This is a genomic window from Stenotrophomonas sp. 85239_Sma, from assembly GCF_056481725.1.
The window spans coordinates 2,978,688-2,995,243 of sequence record NZ_CM151163.1 but is presented as its reverse complement, the minus strand read 5'-3'; the positions used below and the strand labels follow the sequence as shown (position 1 = coordinate 2,995,243).

Annotated in this window: 16 protein-coding genes and 1 pseudogene; 9 read left to right on the top strand and 8 right to left on the bottom strand. The window is 66.0% G+C overall.

What is annotated here, in order from left to right:
• Positions 1-20: 20 nt before the first annotated feature.
• Complete coding sequence (locus ACYKG1_RS14050; protein ID WP_262082705.1) at positions 21-1,586, top strand: POT-type proton-dependent oligopeptide transporter; 1,566 nt, start codon at positions 21-23, stop codon at positions 1,584-1,586.
• A 7-nt stretch (positions 1,587-1,593) separates the two neighbouring features.
• Entirely contained in the window at positions 1,594-2,220 is a 627-nt protein-coding gene (locus tag ACYKG1_RS14045; protein ID WP_014037807.1) for a rhomboid family intramembrane serine protease, read from the top strand.
• A gap of 43 nt (positions 2,221-2,263) precedes the next feature.
• Here ACYKG1_RS14045 and ACYKG1_RS14040 read toward each other — a convergent pair whose 3' ends face one another.
• Complete coding sequence (locus ACYKG1_RS14040; protein ID WP_014037806.1) at positions 2,264-2,425, bottom strand: hypothetical protein; 162 nt, start codon at positions 2,423-2,425, stop codon at positions 2,264-2,266.
• Positions 2,426-2,634: 209 nt separating this feature from the next.
• On the opposite strand from ACYKG1_RS14040, the gene ACYKG1_RS14035 reads away from it, so the two are divergent.
• From ACYKG1_RS14035 to cfa, 3 genes are read left to right on the top strand one after another with little or no spacing between them, the layout of a single operon-like run.
• On the top strand, positions 2,635-2,937 hold the full coding sequence (locus ACYKG1_RS14035; RefSeq protein WP_006455911.1) for a GNAT family N-acetyltransferase: 303 nt from the start codon (positions 2,635-2,637) through the stop codon (positions 2,935-2,937).
• Positions 2,938-2,974: 37 nt separating this feature from the next.
• The gene (locus ACYKG1_RS14030; protein ID WP_100473349.1) at positions 2,975-3,856 is read left to right on the top strand and encodes a DUF3298 and DUF4163 domain-containing protein; all 882 of its coding nucleotides are present in this window, start codon (positions 2,975-2,977) and stop codon (positions 3,854-3,856) included.
• 19 nt (positions 3,857-3,875) lie between these two features.
• Positions 3,876-4,991, top strand: a complete 1,116-nt coding sequence (gene cfa / locus ACYKG1_RS14025; protein ID WP_262082703.1) for a cyclopropane fatty acyl phospholipid synthase — start codon at positions 3,876-3,878, stop codon at positions 4,989-4,991.
• A gap of 70 nt (positions 4,992-5,061) precedes the next feature.
• Here cfa and ACYKG1_RS14020 read toward each other — a convergent pair whose 3' ends face one another.
• Positions 5,062-7,230 (bottom strand): M3 family metallopeptidase, encoded by a 2,169-nt coding sequence (locus tag ACYKG1_RS14020; RefSeq protein WP_478470771.1) that lies wholly within the window; start codon positions 7,228-7,230, stop codon positions 5,062-5,064.
• 130 nt (positions 7,231-7,360) lie between these two features.
• Between ACYKG1_RS14020 and ACYKG1_RS14015 the strand changes: the two genes are divergently transcribed.
• Complete coding sequence (locus tag ACYKG1_RS14015; protein WP_100473345.1) at positions 7,361-7,840, top strand: glutathione peroxidase; 480 nt, start codon at positions 7,361-7,363, stop codon at positions 7,838-7,840.
• 77 nt (positions 7,841-7,917) lie between these two features.
• Here ACYKG1_RS14015 and ACYKG1_RS14010 read toward each other — a convergent pair whose 3' ends face one another.
• The 4 genes from ACYKG1_RS14010 to ACYKG1_RS13995 form a co-directional block, all read right to left on the bottom strand.
• Complete coding sequence (locus tag ACYKG1_RS14010) at positions 7,918-8,697, bottom strand: ferredoxin--NADP reductase (protein ID WP_262082701.1); 780 nt, start codon at positions 8,695-8,697, stop codon at positions 7,918-7,920.
• Positions 8,698-8,776: 79 nt separating this feature from the next.
• Positions 8,777-10,648 carry an ABC transporter ATP-binding protein gene (locus ACYKG1_RS14005; RefSeq protein WP_478470770.1) on the bottom strand — a complete coding sequence of 624 codons (1,872 nt, stop codon included), beginning with the start codon at positions 10,646-10,648 and terminating at the stop codon, positions 8,777-8,779.
• A gap of 240 nt (positions 10,649-10,888) precedes the next feature.
• Positions 10,889-11,338: a carboxymuconolactone decarboxylase family protein gene (locus ACYKG1_RS14000; protein ID WP_053509636.1), complete on the bottom strand. Its 450-nt coding sequence runs from the start codon at positions 11,336-11,338 to the stop codon at positions 10,889-10,891.
• Between the two features lie 36 nt (positions 11,339-11,374).
• Positions 11,375-12,271, bottom strand: coding sequence for an RNA polymerase sigma-70 factor (locus tag ACYKG1_RS13995; RefSeq protein WP_478470769.1), 897 nt, complete (start codon positions 12,269-12,271; stop codon positions 11,375-11,377).
• A 170-nt stretch (positions 12,272-12,441) separates the two neighbouring features.
• Between ACYKG1_RS13995 and ACYKG1_RS13990 the strand changes: the two genes are divergently transcribed.
• The 3 genes from ACYKG1_RS13990 (at position 12,442) to ACYKG1_RS13980 (ending at position 15,109) form a co-directional block, all read left to right on the top strand.
• Positions 12,442-13,959, top strand: a complete 1,518-nt coding sequence (locus tag ACYKG1_RS13990; protein ID WP_478470768.1) for a fumarate hydratase — start codon at positions 12,442-12,444, stop codon at positions 13,957-13,959.
• A gap of 121 nt (positions 13,960-14,080) precedes the next feature.
• The gene (locus tag ACYKG1_RS13985) at positions 14,081-14,416 is read left to right on the top strand and encodes a hypothetical protein (protein ID WP_262228160.1); all 336 of its coding nucleotides are present in this window, start codon (positions 14,081-14,083) and stop codon (positions 14,414-14,416) included.
• 57 nt (positions 14,417-14,473) lie between these two features.
• A complete protein-coding gene (locus tag ACYKG1_RS13980) occupies positions 14,474-15,109 on the top strand; it encodes a glutathione S-transferase family protein (RefSeq protein ID WP_100473340.1) in 636 nt (211 codons plus the stop codon).
• Between the two features lie 20 nt (positions 15,110-15,129).
• Here ACYKG1_RS13980 and arsC read toward each other — a convergent pair whose 3' ends face one another.
• A complete protein-coding gene (gene arsC / locus ACYKG1_RS13975; RefSeq protein WP_100473339.1) occupies positions 15,130-15,471 on the bottom strand; it encodes an arsenate reductase (glutaredoxin) in 342 nt (113 codons plus the stop codon).
• Positions 15,471-16,343 (bottom strand): annotated as a pseudogene (locus ACYKG1_RS13970) (phospholipase A); the annotation flags it as partial. The gene arsC and the pseudogene ACYKG1_RS13970, both read right to left, overlap by 1 nt.
• Positions 16,344-16,556: the final 213 nt, after the last annotated feature.

Sequence of the window (16,556 nt, the reverse complement as noted above, 5' to 3'; positions counted from 1 at the left end):
TTGCAGGAATGCCTTACAGGATGAGCCACGACGCAGTCGCCCCCATCGCCGGCCAAGGAAGGATGCCGCGCCAGATTCCCTACATCATCGGCAATGAGGCCTGCGAACGGTTCAGTTTCTACGGGATGCGCAACATCCTGGTGCAGTTCCTGATCACCTCGCTGCTGCTGCAGGAAATCACGGCGGAAGGCCGTGCCGGTGAAGCCAAGGACATCATGCACAGCTTCATGATCGGCGTGTATTTCTTCCCGCTGCTCGGTGGCTGGCTGGCCGACAGGTTCTTCGGCAAGTACCACACCATCCTCTGGTTCAGCCTGGTCTACTGCGCCGGCCACCTGTGCCTGGCGCTGTTCGAGAACAGCCGCGAGGGCTTCTTCCTCGGCCTGGGCCTGATCGCGCTCGGTGCCGGTGGCATCAAGCCGCTGGTGGCCTCGTTCATGGGTGACCAGTTCGACCAGAGCAACAAGCACCTGGCCAAGATCGTCTTCGACGCCTTCTACTGGATCATCAATTTCGGCTCGCTGTTCGCCTCGCTGCTGATCCCGCTGGTGCTGAAGAACTGGGGCCCGCAGTGGGCGTTCGGCATCCCGGGCATCCTGATGTTCATCGCCACCTTCGTGTTCTGGCTGGGCCGCAAGCGCTACGTGCTGGTGCCGCTGCCGCCGAAGGATCCGCATTCGTTCGCCAACGTGGTGCGCACGGCCTTGACCGCGCGCGTGGCCGGCCAGGGCCGTCCGGGCCTGGTGATCGCCGTGCTCGGGCTGGTGCTGGCGGCGGCCTCGTTCGGCCTGGTCGGTTCGCTGGGCATCGTGATCTGCCTGTGCCTGGCGCTGGTGGCCATCCTCGCCGGCATCGGCGGGGGCACCTGGCTGCAGCTGGACCGCGCGCGTGGCCAGCATCCGGCCGAAGCCGTGGAAGGCGTGCGCTCGGTGCTGCGCGTGCTGGTGATCTTCGCGCTGACCACGCCGTTCTTCTCGCTGTTCGACCAGAAGGCCTCGACCTGGGTCCTGCAGGGCCAGCAGATGCAGATGCCGAGCTGGTTCACCGCCTCGCAGATGCAGGCATTGAACCCGCTGCTGGTGATGATCCTGATTCCGTTCAACAACCTGGTGCTGTACCCGGCCCTGCGCCGTTTTGGCTTCGAGCCGACCGCGCTGCGCCGCATGACCGCCGGTATCGCCTTCAGCGGCCTGGCCTGGATCGTCATCGGCGGCATCCAGGTGGTGATGGACGGTGGCAACGCCATGTCGATCTTCTGGCAGATCCTGCCGTATGCGCTGCTGACCTTCGGTGAGGTGCTGGTCTCGGCCACCGGCCTGGAGTTCGCCTACAGCCAGGCGCCGCAGGCGATGAAGGGCGTGGTGATGAGCTTCTGGAACCTGACCACCACCATCGGCAACCTGTGGGTGCTGCTGTCCAACGCGGCGGTGCGCAACGACACGGTGACCCACCAGATCGCCGGCACGGGCCTGAGCGAGGCGGCGTTCCTGATGTTCTTCTTCGCCGGCTTCGCCTTCGTCGCGGCGTTGGCTTTCGGTTGGTATGCGAAACGCTATCGTATGGTCGACAACTACCGTAGCGCCTGAGCCTGACATGACCCCCGTCAATCTGCTGTTGATCGCCATCACCGCCATCCTGTCGTGGATGGCGTTCAACAACCGCAAGCTGGCCGACCGCCTGATCCTGTGGCCGCCGGCCATCGACCGTCACCGCCAGTATGACCGGCTGGTGACCTATGGCTTCATCCACGCCGACTGGTCGCACCTGATCTTCAACATGATCACCCTGTTCTTCTTCGGGGGATTCATCGAAAGCGTAATGGTGCAGCTGACCGGCAGCTACCTGACCTACCCGGCGTTCTACATCGGCGCGCTGCTGGTCTCGATCCTGCCCAGCTACCTGAAGAACCAGAAGAACCCGAACTACCTTAGCCTCGGCGCGTCCGGGGCGGTGTCGGCGGTGCTGTTCGCCTTCATCCTGATCAAGCCGTGGTCGATCATCCTGGTGTTCTTCATCCCGGCACCGGCAATCATCTATGCCGCGTTCTACGTCGGCTACAGCATCTGGATGGACAAGCGCGGCGGCGACCGCATCAACCACAGCGCGCACCTGGCAGGTGCGGCGTTCGGTGTGATCTTCATGCTGGCCATGCAGCCGAGCATCTTCAACCACTTCCTGCGCGAACTCTCCAACCCGACCTTCCGCCTCGGCGGCGGCTGATGCGGGGATCGGGGCGGATCGGGTGCGATCCGCCCCGGCCGGGTCAGGCCGCGGTCTGCTGGCCGTAGGTATCCAGCAGGCGGGCGAACACTTCCTCGCCGATGCGCTGGAAATCCTGATCCTCGGTCTGCCCTTCCACCGCCAGTTGCAGCAGGCCCTCCAGCAGGGCGCGGTCGGTATCGGAATGGGAATTGCTGGCGTGCATGGGAGCCTCCACGGTGGTGCGCATGGTCAACGGTCGCAAGGGTCGTGCCAGCCTGGCCGTACCCCTCCATAGGCGATAGCGGCCGGCCCGCCTCCAGCTTGAGGGGCGAAAACTGACGTGAATGGACTGGACTTGCCCCTGTTCAGGCTTCACGCGATCATGGCGCCCGGCTGCGCACCATCCACGCAGTCGCCGCAGGAGAACGTTCCATGGCTTCGGTCACGCCCCCCGGTCTGGCCTATGAGGTCGAACACGACCTGGCCAACCACCGCTTCACCGCCCGTGTGCGAGGACAGCTGGCGGTGCTGGACTACCAGATCAAACGCAGGCGCATGGTCATCACCCACACCGAGGTGCCCGAGCCGATTGCCGGCCGTGGCATTGCCGGTGAGCTGACCCGCGTGGCACTGCGTTTCGCCCGCGAACAGAAGTACAAGGTGGTGCCGGCATGTTCCTATGCGGAGGCCTTCCTGCAGCGGCACGAGGAGTACCACGACCTGCTCGTTGGCTGAATGCCAGCGGGCCACGCTTCAGCCATGGCAGGCGATGATGTACAAACATGAACAGGGGATCCCGATGAAGACTGGAAACAACCGGCCACTGCACGGCAGCGTGCTGGCCGGCGTGGTGGGCGTGCTGTTGCTGGCCGGTTGCCAGCGTGAAAGCGAGCCGGCGCCGGCGACTGACGCGGCGCCCGCCGCCGAGGCGACGGCGGCAGGCGAAACGCCGGCCACGGAAGCGCCGCTGGACCTGCGCGACGTGATCGAGAACAACGAGCGCGAAGTGGTGGGCATCAGCTACCCGGCCGGCATTGACCGTTATCCGGGCCTGGCCCGCGCGCTGCAGAGCTATGCCTCGAGTGCGCGCAGTGACCTGCAGCAGGCGCTGGACGGGCTTGGCAACGACAAGCCGACCATGCCCTACGAGCTGTCGCTGAGCTTCGAGAAGCTGCTGGAAACGCCGCAGCTGGTGGTGGTCAGTGCCGATGGCAGCCGCTACACCGGTGGCGCCCACGGCGAACCGCTGGTGGCCCGCTTCGTCTGGCTGCCGCAGCATCAGCAGATGCTCAGCGCCGACAAGCTGGTGGCCGACGCCAAGGGCTGGAAGGCGATCAGCGATTTCGTCGCCGACCAGCTGCGCGAACGCGTGGCCACGCGGCTCAGCGGCGAGGACATGGACCCGGCCCAGCTGCAGGAATCGCTGCGCAATGCATCGCGCATGATCGCCGACGGTACCGGCCCGCAGGCCGACAATTTCAGCCAGTTCCAGCCGTTGACCGACGACAAGGGGCAGATCACCGCGCTGCGCTTTGTTTTCCCGCCGTACCAGGTGGGTCCATACTCGGATGGTACCCAGACCGCCGATGTTCCGGCGGCGGTGCTGTTGCCGCACGTGGCCAAGGACTACGTGGAGCTGTTCGCACGCGGTTGACCGCAGTCGAGGAGGTGGCGTGGATACAGGGTTGCAGGAGCGGGTCGCCGGCCTGCTCCACGAAGCCGGGGTCCGCATCGGCGGCACCCAGCCACAGGACATCCAGGTGCATGACCCGCGCTTCTTCGCGCGGGTCATGGGCCATGGCTCGCTCGGCCTCGGCGAGAGCTACATGGAAGGTTGGTGGGATGCCAACGTCCTGGATGAATTCCTCGTCCACCTGATGCAGGCGCACCTGGATGAGCGGGTGCACGGCTGGCGCGAAGTGGCCGATGCACTGAAGGCGCGTCTGTTCAACCTGCAGGCCGGGCAGGGGAGTTACGAGGTCGGCCGCCGCCACTACGACCTCGGCAACGATCTCTACCAGGCCATGCTCGGCCAGCGCCTGGTCTACAGCTGCGGCTATTGGCGCAATGCCGATGACCTCGATGCCGCACAGGAAGCCAAGCTCGACCTTGTCTGCCGCAAGCTGGGCCTGCGCCCGGGCCAGCGTGTGCTGGACATCGGTTGCGGTTGGGGCGAGGCCCTGAAGTTCGCCGCCGAGCGCTACGGCGTCAGCGGCGTCGGCGTGACGATTTCACAGGAGCAGGCCGAGTTCGCGCGCGAACTGTGCGCCGGGCTGCCGATCGAGATCCGCCTGCAGGACTACCGCGAACTGGACGAACCGTTCGATGCGATCTTCTCGATCGGCATGTTCGAGCACGTCGGCGACAAGAACTACGCCAGCTTCTTCGAGGTGGCCAGACGCTGCCTTTCGCCGCGTGGCCTGCTGCTGTTGCACAGCATCGGCACCAACATCTCCCGGCATCGCACCGATCCGTGGATCGCGCGCTACATCTTCCCCAACTCGATGCTGCCGTCGGCGGTGCAGATCACCCGAGCGTTCGAAGGCCGTTTCGTGCTGGAGGACTGGCACAACTTCGGCACCGATTACGACCTGACCCTGCAGGCCTGGCGACGCAACGTGGAAGCGGCGTGGCCGCAGCTGGACGCGCGCTACGACGAGCATTTCCGCCGCATGTGGCGCTTCTACCTGGCCGGGTCGATGGCCACCTTCCGCTGCCGCCATGCGCAGTTGTGGCAGCTGGTGCTGTCGCCGGAGGGCGTGCCGGGCGGGTACGTGGCGCCGCGCTGATCTGGATGACCCAACAAAAAAACCGCCCGGTCGCCCGGGCGGTTTTCGTTTCACGCTACCGCGCTGGCGATCAGTTGCCGGCGCCGGTCAGGCCACGCTTTTCCAGCAGCGGTTCGATCTGCGGCTCGTGGCCGGCGAAATCGCGGAACAGCTGCATCGCGTCGACGCTGCCGCCCTTGGACAGCAGGGTGGCGCGGAAGTGGTCGCCGTTCTTGCGGCTCAGGCCGCCGTTGTCCTTGAACCACTTCTGGGTGTTGGCGTCGAGCACTTCCGACCAGATGTAGGCGTAATAGCCGGCCGAGTAGCCGCCCATGATGTGGCTGAAGTACGGGGTCTTGTAGCGCGGCGGGACCGGCGCGTAGTAGATGCCGTCCTTTTCCAGCGCGGCGCGCTCGAAGGCCATCACGTCCTTGGCTGCCGGCACCTGGTCGGCGCCGATCTGGTGCCAGCGCTGGTCCAGCATCGCCGCACCCAGGTACTCGGTGGTGGCAAAGCCCTGGTTGAACTTGGCCGCGGCCAGCACCTTGTCCAGCAGCGCCTGCGGCATCGCCGAACCATTCTGGTAGTGCTTGGCGTAGTTCTTCAGGATGACCGGGTTGTCCGCCCACATCTCGTTGACCTGCGAGGGGAACTCGACGAAGTCACGCGGCACCGAGGTGCCCGAGAAGTACGGGTACTTCACGTTGGAGAACATGCCGTGCAGGGCATGACCGAACTCGTGGAAGGTGGTGTTCACCTCATCCCAGGTCAGCAGGGTCGGCTGGCCGGCCGGCGGCTTCGGGATGTTCAGATGGTTGGCCACCACCGGCTTGAAGCCGGTCAGCTTGGACTGCGAGACGTAGGAGTTCATCCACGCACCGCCGCGCTTGGAGGCGCGTGCATACGGGTCGAAGATGAAGATCGCCAGCTGGCTGCCGTCGGCGTCGAACACGTCGTAGACGGTGACGTCATCGTGGTAGACCGGCAGGTCGGTGCGCTGCTTGAAGGTCAGGCCGAATTCCTGGCCGGCGGCGTAGAACACGCCGTTCTCCAGCACGTTCTTCATCTCGAAGTACGGCTTCAGCTGCGACTCGTCGAAGTTGTACTTGGCCTGGCGCACCTTCTCGCTGTAGAAGGCCCAGTCCCACGGTTCCAGCTTGAACGTCGGCTTGCCAGCGGCCTTCTGTTCCTGGTCGATCATCGCCTGCAGGTCGGCGGCTTCGCGCTTGGCGTTGGCCACCGCGGCCGGAGCCAGCTTGCCCAGCATCGCGTTGACTGCTTCGGGGGTCTTGGCGGTCTGGTTGGTCAGGTTGTAGGCGGCGAAGTTCGGGAAGCCCATCAGCTTGGCCTTGTCGGCACGCAGCTTCATGATGCGCGAGACCAGCGCGGTGTTGTCGAACTCACCGCCGCGGCTGCCGCGGGTGGTCGAGGCTTCGTAGATCTTCTGGCGCAGGGCGCGGTTGGCCAGGTTGGTCAGCGGCGGCTGGCCGGTGGTGTTGAGCAGGGTGATCACGTACTTGCCTTCCAGGCCACGGGCCTTGGCCGCTTCGGCGGCGGCAGCGATCTGCTCCCTGGACAGGCCGTCCAGCTCCTTGACGTCGTCGACGGTGATCGCCGAAGCGTTCACTTCCGACTGTACGTTCTGGCTGAACTTGGTGCCCAGGTTGGCCAGCTCGGCATTCATGGCCTTCAGCGTGGCCTTGTCGGCCTCGGACAGCTTGGCGCCGGCGCGTACGTAGTTGTCGTAGTACTTCTCGACCAGGCGCACACCTTCGGCGTCCAGGCCCAGCTGGCTGCGGGTGTCGTACAGCGCCTGGATGCGGGCGAACAGCTTGCCGTTCAGCGCGATCGCATCGCTGTGCGCGGCAAACTTCGCCGAGTAATCGGCCTGCAGCTTCTTGCGGGTGTCGTTGGTGTCGGCGCCGACCAGGCTGAAGAACACGGTGGTCGCACGGTCGAGGATGTCACCGCTCTTTTCCAGGGCGATGATGGTGTTGTCGAAGGTCGGCTTGGCCTTGTTGTTGGCGATGGCCTCCACTTCCTTCAGCTGCTGCGCCATGCCGGCGTCGAAGGCCGGGGCGAAGTCGCTGTCCTTGATCTTGTCGAACTGCGGGAAGTGCAGCGGCAGCGGGCTTTCGGCGAAGAACGGGTTGGCCTGCTGGGCGGTAGTGCTGGCGGCCGGGGTGGCGGCGCCGGCCGAGTAGGCGGGCAGGGCAAGGCCGAGGGTCATGGCCACGGCAAGGGCAAGGCGAGTGGTCAAGGTAGAAGCTCCGGTAAGGCAAACAAGGGCCCGAGGGTAACCCGGCCGGCGTCGCCTGCACTTGTGTCAAAAGGCATGTTGCCGGGGCCGGGCCCGGATACCATGCATTCACCGCCCACGGCCCGCTGCCATGACCACCGCCTACGATTTCAGCTTCCGAGACCTTGACGGCCAGCCTCAGGCGCTGGCCCGGTACCAGGGCCAGCCGTTGCTGCTGGTGAACGTCGCCAGCCGTTGTGGCTTCACCCCGCAATACACCGGTCTGGAGCAGCTGTGGCAGGAGTACCGCGAACGCGGCCTGGTGGTGATCGGCTTCCCGTGCAACCAGTTCGGTGCGCAGGAGCCCGGCGACGCCGCGCAGATCCGTCAGTTCTGTTCGCTGGACTATCCGGTCAGCTTCCCGTTGTCGGAGAAGATCGAGGTCAACGGCGAAGGTGCCGACCCGCTGTGGGCATGGCTCGCGCGCGAGAAGCGTGGCCTGCTCGGAAGCGCCCGCATCAAATGGAACTTCAGCAAATTCCTGGTTGACCGCCAGGGGCGGGTGGTGTCACGTCATGCGCCGACCACCAGGCCGGAGCAGCTGCGCGGCGAGATCGAAGCGCTGCTGTGAGATGAACCCAAAAAGGGGACGGAGGGGATTAAGTCGCTTGTGCACAAACGACTTAATCCCCTCCGTCCCCTTCTTGCTTATTTCTCGACGAACGCGCGCTCGAACACGTAGTGGCCCGGCTGGCCGATGCGCGGCGAGACCTGGAAACCACGGGCATCGAGCACGCTGCGCAGGTCCGCCAGCATCTGCGGGCTGCCGCAGATCATCGCGCGGTCGTTCTCCGGGCTCAGTTCCGGCAGGCCGAGCGTGCGCTGCATCTCGCCGCTTTCCATCAGCGAGGTCAGGCGGCCCTGGTTGGCGAACGGTTCGCGGGTAACGGCCGGGTAGTACAGCAGCTTGTCGCCGATCATCTCGCCGAGGAACTCGTGCTCGCGCAGTTCCTTCTCGAAGTAGTCGCGGTAGGCCAGGTCCTTTTCGTAGCGCACGCCGTGGCAGAGGATCACCTTCTCGAAGCGCTCGTAGGTTTCCGGGTCCTTGATCACCGACAGCCACGGCGCCAGGCCGGTACCGGTGCCCAGCAGGTACAGGTTCCTGCCGGGGTGCAGGTCGCTGATCAGCAGGGTACCGGTGGGCTTCTTGCCGACCAGCACCTTGTCACCCGGCTTGATGTGCTGCAGGCGCGAGGTCAGCGGGCCGTCCTGCACCTTGATGCTGAAGAACTCCAGCTGTTCTTCCCAATTGGCGCTGGCGATCGAATAGGCGCGCAACAGCGGCCGCGCCTCGGTTTCCAGGCCGATCATCACGAACTGGCCGTTCTCGAAGCGGAAACCGCTGTCGCGGGTAAGGGTGAAGCTGAAGTAGGCATCGGTCCAGTGACGGACCTCGAGCACCGTTTCGGCGCCAAAAGCGGAGGACATGGGCGTATCTATCGTAAGTCGTCGGGGGAATTCTATCTCAAATGAGACAAGTTCTCATTGGGCGGAACGAGAGGCGTTCTCAGCGGTAACCCGCCGCCTGCAGCTCGAACAGCTCGGCATAGCGGCCGCCCTGTGCCATCAGCTGTGCGTGGGTGCCGCTGGCCTCGATCCGGCCATCGGCCAGCACCAGGATGCGGTCGGCCATGCGTACCGAGGAAAAGCGGTGGGAAATCAGCACTGCGGTGCGATTATCCGCCAGTTCCCTGAACCGCTGGAACACCTCGAACTCGCTGCGCGCATCCAGCGCTGCAGTTGGCTCATCCAGGATCATCACCTGCGCATTGCGCATCCATGCGCGGGCGATGGCGATCTTCTGCCATTGGCCACCGGACAGGTCCACGCCCTGCTTGAAGCGGCGGCCGATCAGCTGGTCGTAGCCGCCGGGCAGGTCGTCGATCACCTCCTCGGCCATGCCCCGGCGCGCGGCGTCGGCGATGCGTGCCTGGTCGTCCATCGCCTCGACCTGGCCAACGCCGATGTTCTCGCCGGCGCTGAGGTTGTAGCGCACGAAGTCCTGGAAGATCACCCCGAGGTTGGCGCGCAGGTCGTCCAGGTCGTAGTCGCGCAGGTCGCGGCCATCGAGCAGGATGCGGCCCTCGTCCGGCTCGTACAGCCGCGCCAGCAGCTTCACCAGCGTGGTCTTGCCGGCGCCGTTCTCCCCGACCAGCGCCAGCACTTCGCCGGCCCGCAGCTGGAAATCGAGGTGGCGCACGGCCCATTGCTCGGCATCCGGGTAGCGGAAGCCGACGTTCTCGAACACGAAGCCCTGGCGGATTGGCTGGGGTACGCGCACGGCGCCTTCGCGCGAGTGGATTTCCGGTTGGATCTGGAAGAACGAGAACAGGTCATCCAGGTACAGCGCTTGGCTGGCCACCTGCGAGAACCCGATCAGCAGGCCCTCCAGCAGCTGGCGCAGGCGCAGGAAACTGCCGGCGAGAAAGGTCAGGTCGCCGATCGAGAAGTCGCCGCGCACCGTGCGCCACGCGATATAGGCGTAGGCGGTGTAGTAACCCAGCGTACCGAGTGCGGCCAGCAGCGTGCCCCAGAGCGCGCGGCGCCGGGCCAGGGCACGGTTGGCCTGGAACAGAGCCACCGACAAGCGTCGGTAGCGTTCCACCAGGAAACGGTGCAGGTTGTAGATCTTCACTTCCTTGGCCGTTTCCACGCTGGCACCAAGCTGGCGCAGGTAATCGAGCTGGCGTCGCTCGGGCGTCCACTGGAAGTTGAGGCTGTAACCGGCCGCGTTGAAGTGCGATTCGCCGATGAAGGCCGGCACCAGGGCCAGCGCCAGCAGCAGGATCAGCCACGGTGCGTAGACCAGCAGGCCGATGGCGAGGCTGGCCACGGTGATCGCGTCCTGCACCTGGCCGAACAGCTGGCTCATCAGGTTCATCCGGCCCATGGTCTGGCGCCGCGCACGGTCCAGCTTGTCCTGCAGGTCCGGGTCTTCGAAATCCTCCAGGTCCAGCGTGGCGGCATGTTCCATCAGCCGGATGCTGGTGGCATTGGCGAACAGCTCCGAGAGCAGGGCATCGGCATAGCTGACCAGCCGGCCAAGCAGGTCCGAGGCGATGGCCAGGCCGAACTCCAGCGCCAGCAGGCCCAGCAGCGGATTGAGCAGGCCACTGGCCAGCGCCTCGCCCAGCGGCGGGAAGCCGGCATCGTGCTGGCTCAGGTGCAGAGCGCTGTCGATGATCAGCTTGCCGACGTACAGCATCGCCACCGGCAGCAGTGCGCGGATCAGGCGCAGCCCGAGGCTGGCCAGGGTCAGGACAGGACTGGTCTGCCACACCATGCGCAGGAACGGTGGCAGGTTGCGCATCGCCCTGAAGCGCTGGCGCAGGCTCGGTTTCTTTGCGGCGGCAGCGCCAGCGGTGGAGGGAGCAGGCATGCGCGTATTGTGCGCGCCCGATGCGTGCAGGTGGGGTCAGTGCAGCCGTGTGGCCGCCGGGGTCGGATCCCTTTGCTGTGCAAAGGGCTCTGACCCCATCGGCCCGAATCGGGTCAGAGCCCTTCGCAATGCGAAGGGATCCGACCCAACCACATCCACGCATGGCGTGGATCTACCGTGCCGACCAAGGTCGACACCTACCAGCAGCTGCAGGAACCTGACCCACCGGGCTGGCCTCTTTTACGGCAGCGGCGGCAGCAGCCCGGCGCCCAGCCGGTTCCAGGCATTGATCACCGCAATGCCCATGCTCAGGTCACTGATGCCCTTCTCATCGAAGTGCGGCGCCAGTGCATCGAACGCCGCCTGCGACGGTGCGCCGTCGGTCAGCCGGGTCAGTGCCTCGGCCCAGCCCAGCGCCGCACGCTCGCGGGCATCGAAGAAGCGGCTCTCGTGCCAGGCAGGCAGGGTGTCCAGCTTGCGCGGCTCGATGCCGCCCTTGCGCAGCGCGGTGCCATGCATGTCCATGCAGTAGCCGCAGCCGTTGAGCTGCGATACGCGCAGGAACAGCAGTTCCATCAGGGTCGGATCAATCGAGCTGTCATGCACGGCCTTGCTGGTGGCCAGCAAGCCCTTGAAGGCTTCGGCGGCGAGGCGGGTATAGGGAACGCGGGGAGAGGCGTGGTCGGACATTTTCGGCTCCACGGCGGCCACGGTGGCCGCCTTTCACTACCAGGACGCCGCACCGCTTGCGTTCGTGACAACGCCCGGCAGCTTTTCCGGATTCAACACGCTGTACACATTGGCAATGCGGCCATCGACCACCTCGATGGTGGTGATCGAATGCAGGCGATCGCCGATGAAGCGCAGGATCGCCGGTTCGCCGTTGGCGTAGCCCAGCCGCGCCGGATGCACCGCACCGCGGCGGGCGATGGCCCAGAACAGGCGGCCGATGCGCTCGGCGCCCAGCAGGGGCCGCACAGCCGCAGTGACCACGCCGCCGCCGTCGGAAACCAGTACCGCGTTGGCGTGCAGCAGGGCCTGGATCGCCTCGCTGTCGCCGCGCTGGGAGGCGTCCATGAAGCGCGCCAGCAGATGCCGGTGCTGGCTGGCATCGGCATTGAAGCGTGGCCGCCCGGCCTGCAGGCGCTGCCGGGCGCGGTGCACCAGCTGCCGGCAGTTGGCCTCGCTGTGGCCGATCAGCTCGGCGATCTCGCGATAATCGTGGTCGAAGGCCTCCTTCAACAGGAAGGCGGCGCGCTCCTCGGGGCCGAGCTGTTCGAGCAGGGTCAGGAAGGCGACCGATATGTCGTCGGCCAGCGCATGCAGCTGCGCCGGGCCGGGCGCCGGGTCGGGCTCCAGGGTGACCTCCAGCGGCTCGGCCAACCACGGGCCCACGTAGTGCACGCGTTCGCGCTTGGCCGCGCGCAGCCGGTCCAGGCCGAGCCGGGTGGTGGTGGTGACCAGCCAGGCCTCGGCGTCGCGGACGCTGTCCGGGTCGGCCCCGGACCAGCGCAGCCAGGCATCCTGGACCACGTCTTCGGCGTCGGCGCGGCTGCCGAGCAGGCGGTAGGCCAGGGCCATCAGGCGCGGGCGGTGGGTCTGGAAAGCGGTTTCGGCGTTCATGTGGGCAAGGACGCCGCAGTGGCGCGTGGCGTGACAGGGGAGGCGGGGTCAGATCCCTTTCCCTGGGAAAGGGATCTGACCCCTGACTCTACCCCCGACTCTACCTGCGGCCGGGGGAGGGGGTAAAATGGGAGGATTACCCCCGCCAGCCTCGAGCAAGCGAGCAAGCCGTGACATCGATCAAGCAGGAAGACCTCATCCAGTCCATCGCCGACGCGCTGCAGTACATCTCGTACTACCACCCGGTCGACTACATCAAGAACCTTGCCGCCGCCTACGAGCGCGAGGAGTCGCCGGCTGCGAAGGAGGCGATGGCCCAGATCCTGATCAATTCGCGGATGTGCGCCGAAGGCCACCGCCCGATCTGCCAGGACACCGGCATCGTCACCGTGTTCCTGGAAATCGGCATGGACGTGCGCTGGGACGACGCCACCATGGGCGTGGAAGACATGGCCAATGAAGGCGTGCGCCGCGCCTACATGCACCCGGACAACAAACTGCGCGCCTCGGTGCTGGCGGATCCGGCCGGCAAGCGCATCAACACCAGGGACAACACCCCGGGCGTGGTCAACGTGAAGGTGGTCCCGGGCAACACGGTCGATGTGATCGTGGCCGCCAAGGGCGGTGGTTCGGAAGCCAAGACCAAGTTCGCCATGCTCAACCCGTCCGATTCCATCGTCGACTGGGTGCTGAAGACCGTGCCGACCATGGGCGCCGGCTGGTGCCCGCCGGGCATGCTCGGCATCGGCATCGGCGGCACTGCTGAAAAGGCGATGCTGCTGGCCAAGGAAGCGCTGATGGAGCCGATCGACATCACCGAGCTGCAGGCCCGTGGTGCGTCCAACCGCATTGAAGAGCTGCGCCTGGAGCTGTACGAGAAGGTCAATGCGCTGGGCATCGGTGCACAGGGCCTGGGTGGCCTGACCACCGTGCTCGACATCAAGATCAACGACTACCCGACCCATGCGGCCAACCTGCCGGTGGCGATGATCCCGAACTGTGCGGCCACCCGCCATGCGCACTTCACCCTGGACGGCAGTGGCCCGGTGATGCTGGATCCGCCGTCGCTGGAAGACTGGCCGAAGCTGACCTACGACGCGTCCAAGGGCACCCGCGTGGACCTGGACACGATCACGCCGGAAGACGTGGCCAGCTGGAAGCCGGGCCAGACCCTGCTGCTCAACGGCAAGCTGCTGACCGGCCGCGACGCTGCGCACAAGCGCATGGTCGACATGCTCAACAAGGGCGAGGAACTGCCGGTCGACCTGAAGGGCCGCTTCATCTACTACGTCGGCCCGGTCGATCCGGTGCGTGACGAAGTGGTGGGCCCGGCCGGCCCGACCACCGCGACCCGCATGGACAAGTTCACCCGCCAGGTGCTGGAGCAGACCGGCCTGCTGGGCATGGTCGGCAAGGCCGAGCGTGGCCCGGCGGCGATCGAAGCGATTCGTGACAACAAGTCGGCCTACCTGATGGCGGTTGGTGGTTCGGCCTACCTGGTGTCCAAGGCGATCAAGGCGGCCAAGGTGGTGGGCTTCGCCGACCTGGGCATGGAAGCGATCTACGAGTTCACCGTGCAGGACATGCCGGTGACCGTGGCGGTCGACTGCACCGGCGAGTCGGTGCACAAGACCGGCCCGCGTGAGTGGCAGGCCCGCATCGGAAAGATTCCGGTGGTCGTGGAGTAATTCCGGTCGCTTCGATCCAGGCAACGGCGCCCGCGTGGCGCCGTTGTCGTAAGGGAATGGGGTTGACGATCGCGCAGCATCGCTCTGCTAGGCTTGGCACCACCTCGCACAGGATGTGTCCATGGCCCTGCATCGAACCCTCGCGCTCGCGTCCCTGCTGAGCCTGGCTGGCTGCAGCACGACCTCCTCCTGGGAGGGTGCGGATTTCTCCGCATCCGCGCAGTGCCGCATGCAGTGCCAGGCCAGCCACCGCAGTTGCATGGCGCAGGGTAGTACCGGCAACAGCGCCTTCAGTTGCGAGCAGCAGGTGGTGCCAGCGCCGGACAAGCGCTGCAAGGACGTCGCCCACCCTGAGCTGCGCCGCGCCTGCGAACTCAAGGCGCATGACTGCACGCTGCGCGCGCCGATGATGTCCTGTGGCGAACGCCGCGATACCTGCATGAGCAGCTGCGGCTGAGCGGCTGCCATCGGCGAGGCGCATAATCGGCCGGTCCACCCGCACAGGATCCGCCGCATGAGTACCACGCTGTATGGTTCGACCAGCACTGCCGCCCTGGTGGTGCACTGGCTGCTGATCGAGCTCGGCATCGAGCACGAACTGGTGCTGCTGGATTTCGACGCGCGCGAGCACAAGTCGGCGGAGTACCTGGCACTGAATCCCGCCGGCGTGGTGCCGACGCTGATGATCGATGGGGTGGTACTGACCGAAGCGGCGGCGATCGCACTGTACCTGGCCGACCGCCATCCGGAGGCCGGTCTGTTGCCGGCCCTGGGTTCGCCGCAGCGGGGTGACGCCTACCGCTGGATGTTCTGGTGTGCCAATACGCTGCAGCCGGCCTATCGTGCCTGGTTCTATCCGCACGAAGTGGCGGGCGAGGCAAACGTCGAGGCCAGTCGCGGGATGGCACGCCAGCGCCTGGAAAACGCATGGCAGCGGCTGGCCATGCACCTGCAGGCGCACGGGCCGTATCTGCTGGGTGCAACCCCCTGCGTGGTCGATTACATGCTGGTGATGCTGATGCGCTGGTCGCGCAACATGCCCAAGCCCAGCGACACCTGGCCGGCGCTCGAGGCGCACGCGTCAACGATGAAGGCGCGCCCCGCATTCGCCGAGGTATGCCGCCGCGAAGGCATCACCGACTGGCTGTAGCCAAGAAGGGGACGGAGGGGTTACAGGATCTCCAGCACCGTTTCCGGTGGGCGGCACAGCCGCGTGCCTTTGGCCGTGCGTACGACGGGGCGGTTGATCAGGCGCGGGTGTTCGGCCATGGCTGCCAGCAGCGTGGCCTCGTCCGCATCTTCCAGGCCCAGTTCGGTGAACTGGGCTTCCTTGCTGCGCACCAGCGCCTGCGCGTCCAGCCCGGATTCGGCCAGCACCTGGCGCAGCGCGGCCAGGTCGGGTGGGTTGCCCAGGTACTCGATCACCACCGGATCGAAGCCCGCATCGCGGATCAGCTTCAGTGCGCCGCGCGAGTTGCTGCAGGCCGGGTTGTGCCAGATCGTCACGTCCATCAGAACCACTCCAGCAGCGACACGCCCACGCCCACATAGGTGGCCTTGTGGTTGTAGTCGATCAGGCTCTCGCCATAGCCGTCGAAGACCTGCACATGGCCACGCAGCAGGTTGCTGATCGGGAAACCGTAGTCCAGTTGCAGTGCACCGTGGGAGCGGCTGCCGGTGCGCAGCGAATGGCGCGCCATCAGCGAGACCTCATGCCCATTGCGGTTCCAGATCAGGGTCGCGTCACCACGGCCCATGTAATCCTCGATGTCCGGATTGTTGTCTTCGCTGCGGCTTTCCGGGATGCGGTACCACGGGCGCAGGACAAGCGCCCAGTTCTCGCGGTCCAGGCCGATGTTGAGCATGACCCGGTTCCAGCTGCGCGAGAGCGGATCGGCCCGTCCATTGGACTGATGGTTGAGGCTGATGCCGGTCATGCGCCCGCGCCAGCCACCGATCGAGTAGCCGTTGCGGAACACCATCATCACTTCCGGCTCGTAATTGGTTTCGCGGAACGGGCGCGAATCCTCGCTGTTGTAGGCCTGCCAGCGCGAGCTCTGGGTATAACCGGCCCAGATGTCGCCGTTGTCGCCGAACAGGTTCTCGGCGATCTTGGTCTTGAAGCTGATCTGGAACTTCAGCTCTGCACTGTCCAGCACCTGCGGCGTGGTGACCGTGTTGGCCGGGTTCGGCGAATGCGGCGTGGTGTTGCGGTCGCTGGTCCAGAACGCGGGCAGCAGGTACACCGGCTTGTAGGCGCGCAGCTGGAACGGCCCCAGCTTGGAGTCCTCGGCAAGCTCCCAGCGGCTGTCCAGCAGCGAACCGCGGCCGGCGTTGGCCAGCGCGCTGTCCGGCGTCGCCGGGCGGAACAGGTCGCTGACCCGCTCGCGCAGTTTTTCCTCGCCCTGGCTCACGCGCGCGGTCTGTCGCTCTTCGCGGCGGGCCTGCGCCGCCGCTTCGGCAGCGGCATCGGCGGCGGCGGTAGCCTCCGGGGTGCGCCCGAACAAGCGGTCATAGCAGGCCAGGCGGGCCGCGTCGGTGGTGATCGCCGCGCAGGCGGCCGGCGATGTGTCGGCGCTGGCCGCGAACTCCTGCGC

Excerpts from the sequence above, each read along its gene's own strand:
- ACYKG1_RS14050 (WP_262082705.1), top strand. The coding sequence starts at position 21 with ATGAGCCACGACGCAGTCGCCCCCATCGCCGGCCAAGGAAGGATGCCG.
- ACYKG1_RS14045 (WP_014037807.1), top strand. The coding sequence starts at position 1,594 with ATGACCCCCGTCAATCTGCTGTTGATCGCCATCACCGCCATCCTGTCG.
- ACYKG1_RS14040 (WP_014037806.1), bottom strand. The coding sequence starts at position 2,425 with ATGCACGCCAGCAATTCCCATTCCGATACCGACCGCGCCCTGCTGGAG.
- ACYKG1_RS14035 (WP_006455911.1), top strand. The coding sequence starts at position 2,635 with ATGGCTTCGGTCACGCCCCCCGGTCTGGCCTATGAGGTCGAACACGAC.
- ACYKG1_RS14030 (WP_100473349.1), top strand. The coding sequence starts at position 2,975 with ATGTACAAACATGAACAGGGGATCCCGATGAAGACTGGAAACAACCGG.
- ACYKG1_RS14015 (WP_100473345.1), top strand. The coding sequence starts at position 7,361 with ATGACCACCGCCTACGATTTCAGCTTCCGAGACCTTGACGGCCAGCCT.
- ACYKG1_RS14010 (WP_262082701.1), bottom strand. The coding sequence starts at position 8,697 with ATGTCCTCCGCTTTTGGCGCCGAAACGGTGCTCGAGGTCCGTCACTGG.
- ACYKG1_RS14005 (WP_478470770.1), bottom strand. The coding sequence starts at position 10,648 with ATGCCTGCTCCCTCCACCGCTGGCGCTGCCGCCGCAAAGAAACCGAGC.
- ACYKG1_RS14000 (WP_053509636.1), bottom strand. The coding sequence starts at position 11,338 with ATGTCCGACCACGCCTCTCCCCGCGTTCCCTATACCCGCCTCGCCGCC.
- ACYKG1_RS13995 (WP_478470769.1), bottom strand. The coding sequence starts at position 12,271 with ATGAACGCCGAAACCGCTTTCCAGACCCACCGCCCGCGCCTGATGGCC.
- ACYKG1_RS13985 (WP_262228160.1), top strand. The coding sequence starts at position 14,081 with ATGGCCCTGCATCGAACCCTCGCGCTCGCGTCCCTGCTGAGCCTGGCT.
- ACYKG1_RS13980 (WP_100473340.1), top strand. The coding sequence starts at position 14,474 with ATGAGTACCACGCTGTATGGTTCGACCAGCACTGCCGCCCTGGTGGTG.
- arsC (WP_100473339.1), bottom strand. The coding sequence starts at position 15,471 with ATGGACGTGACGATCTGGCACAACCCGGCCTGCAGCAACTCGCGCGGC.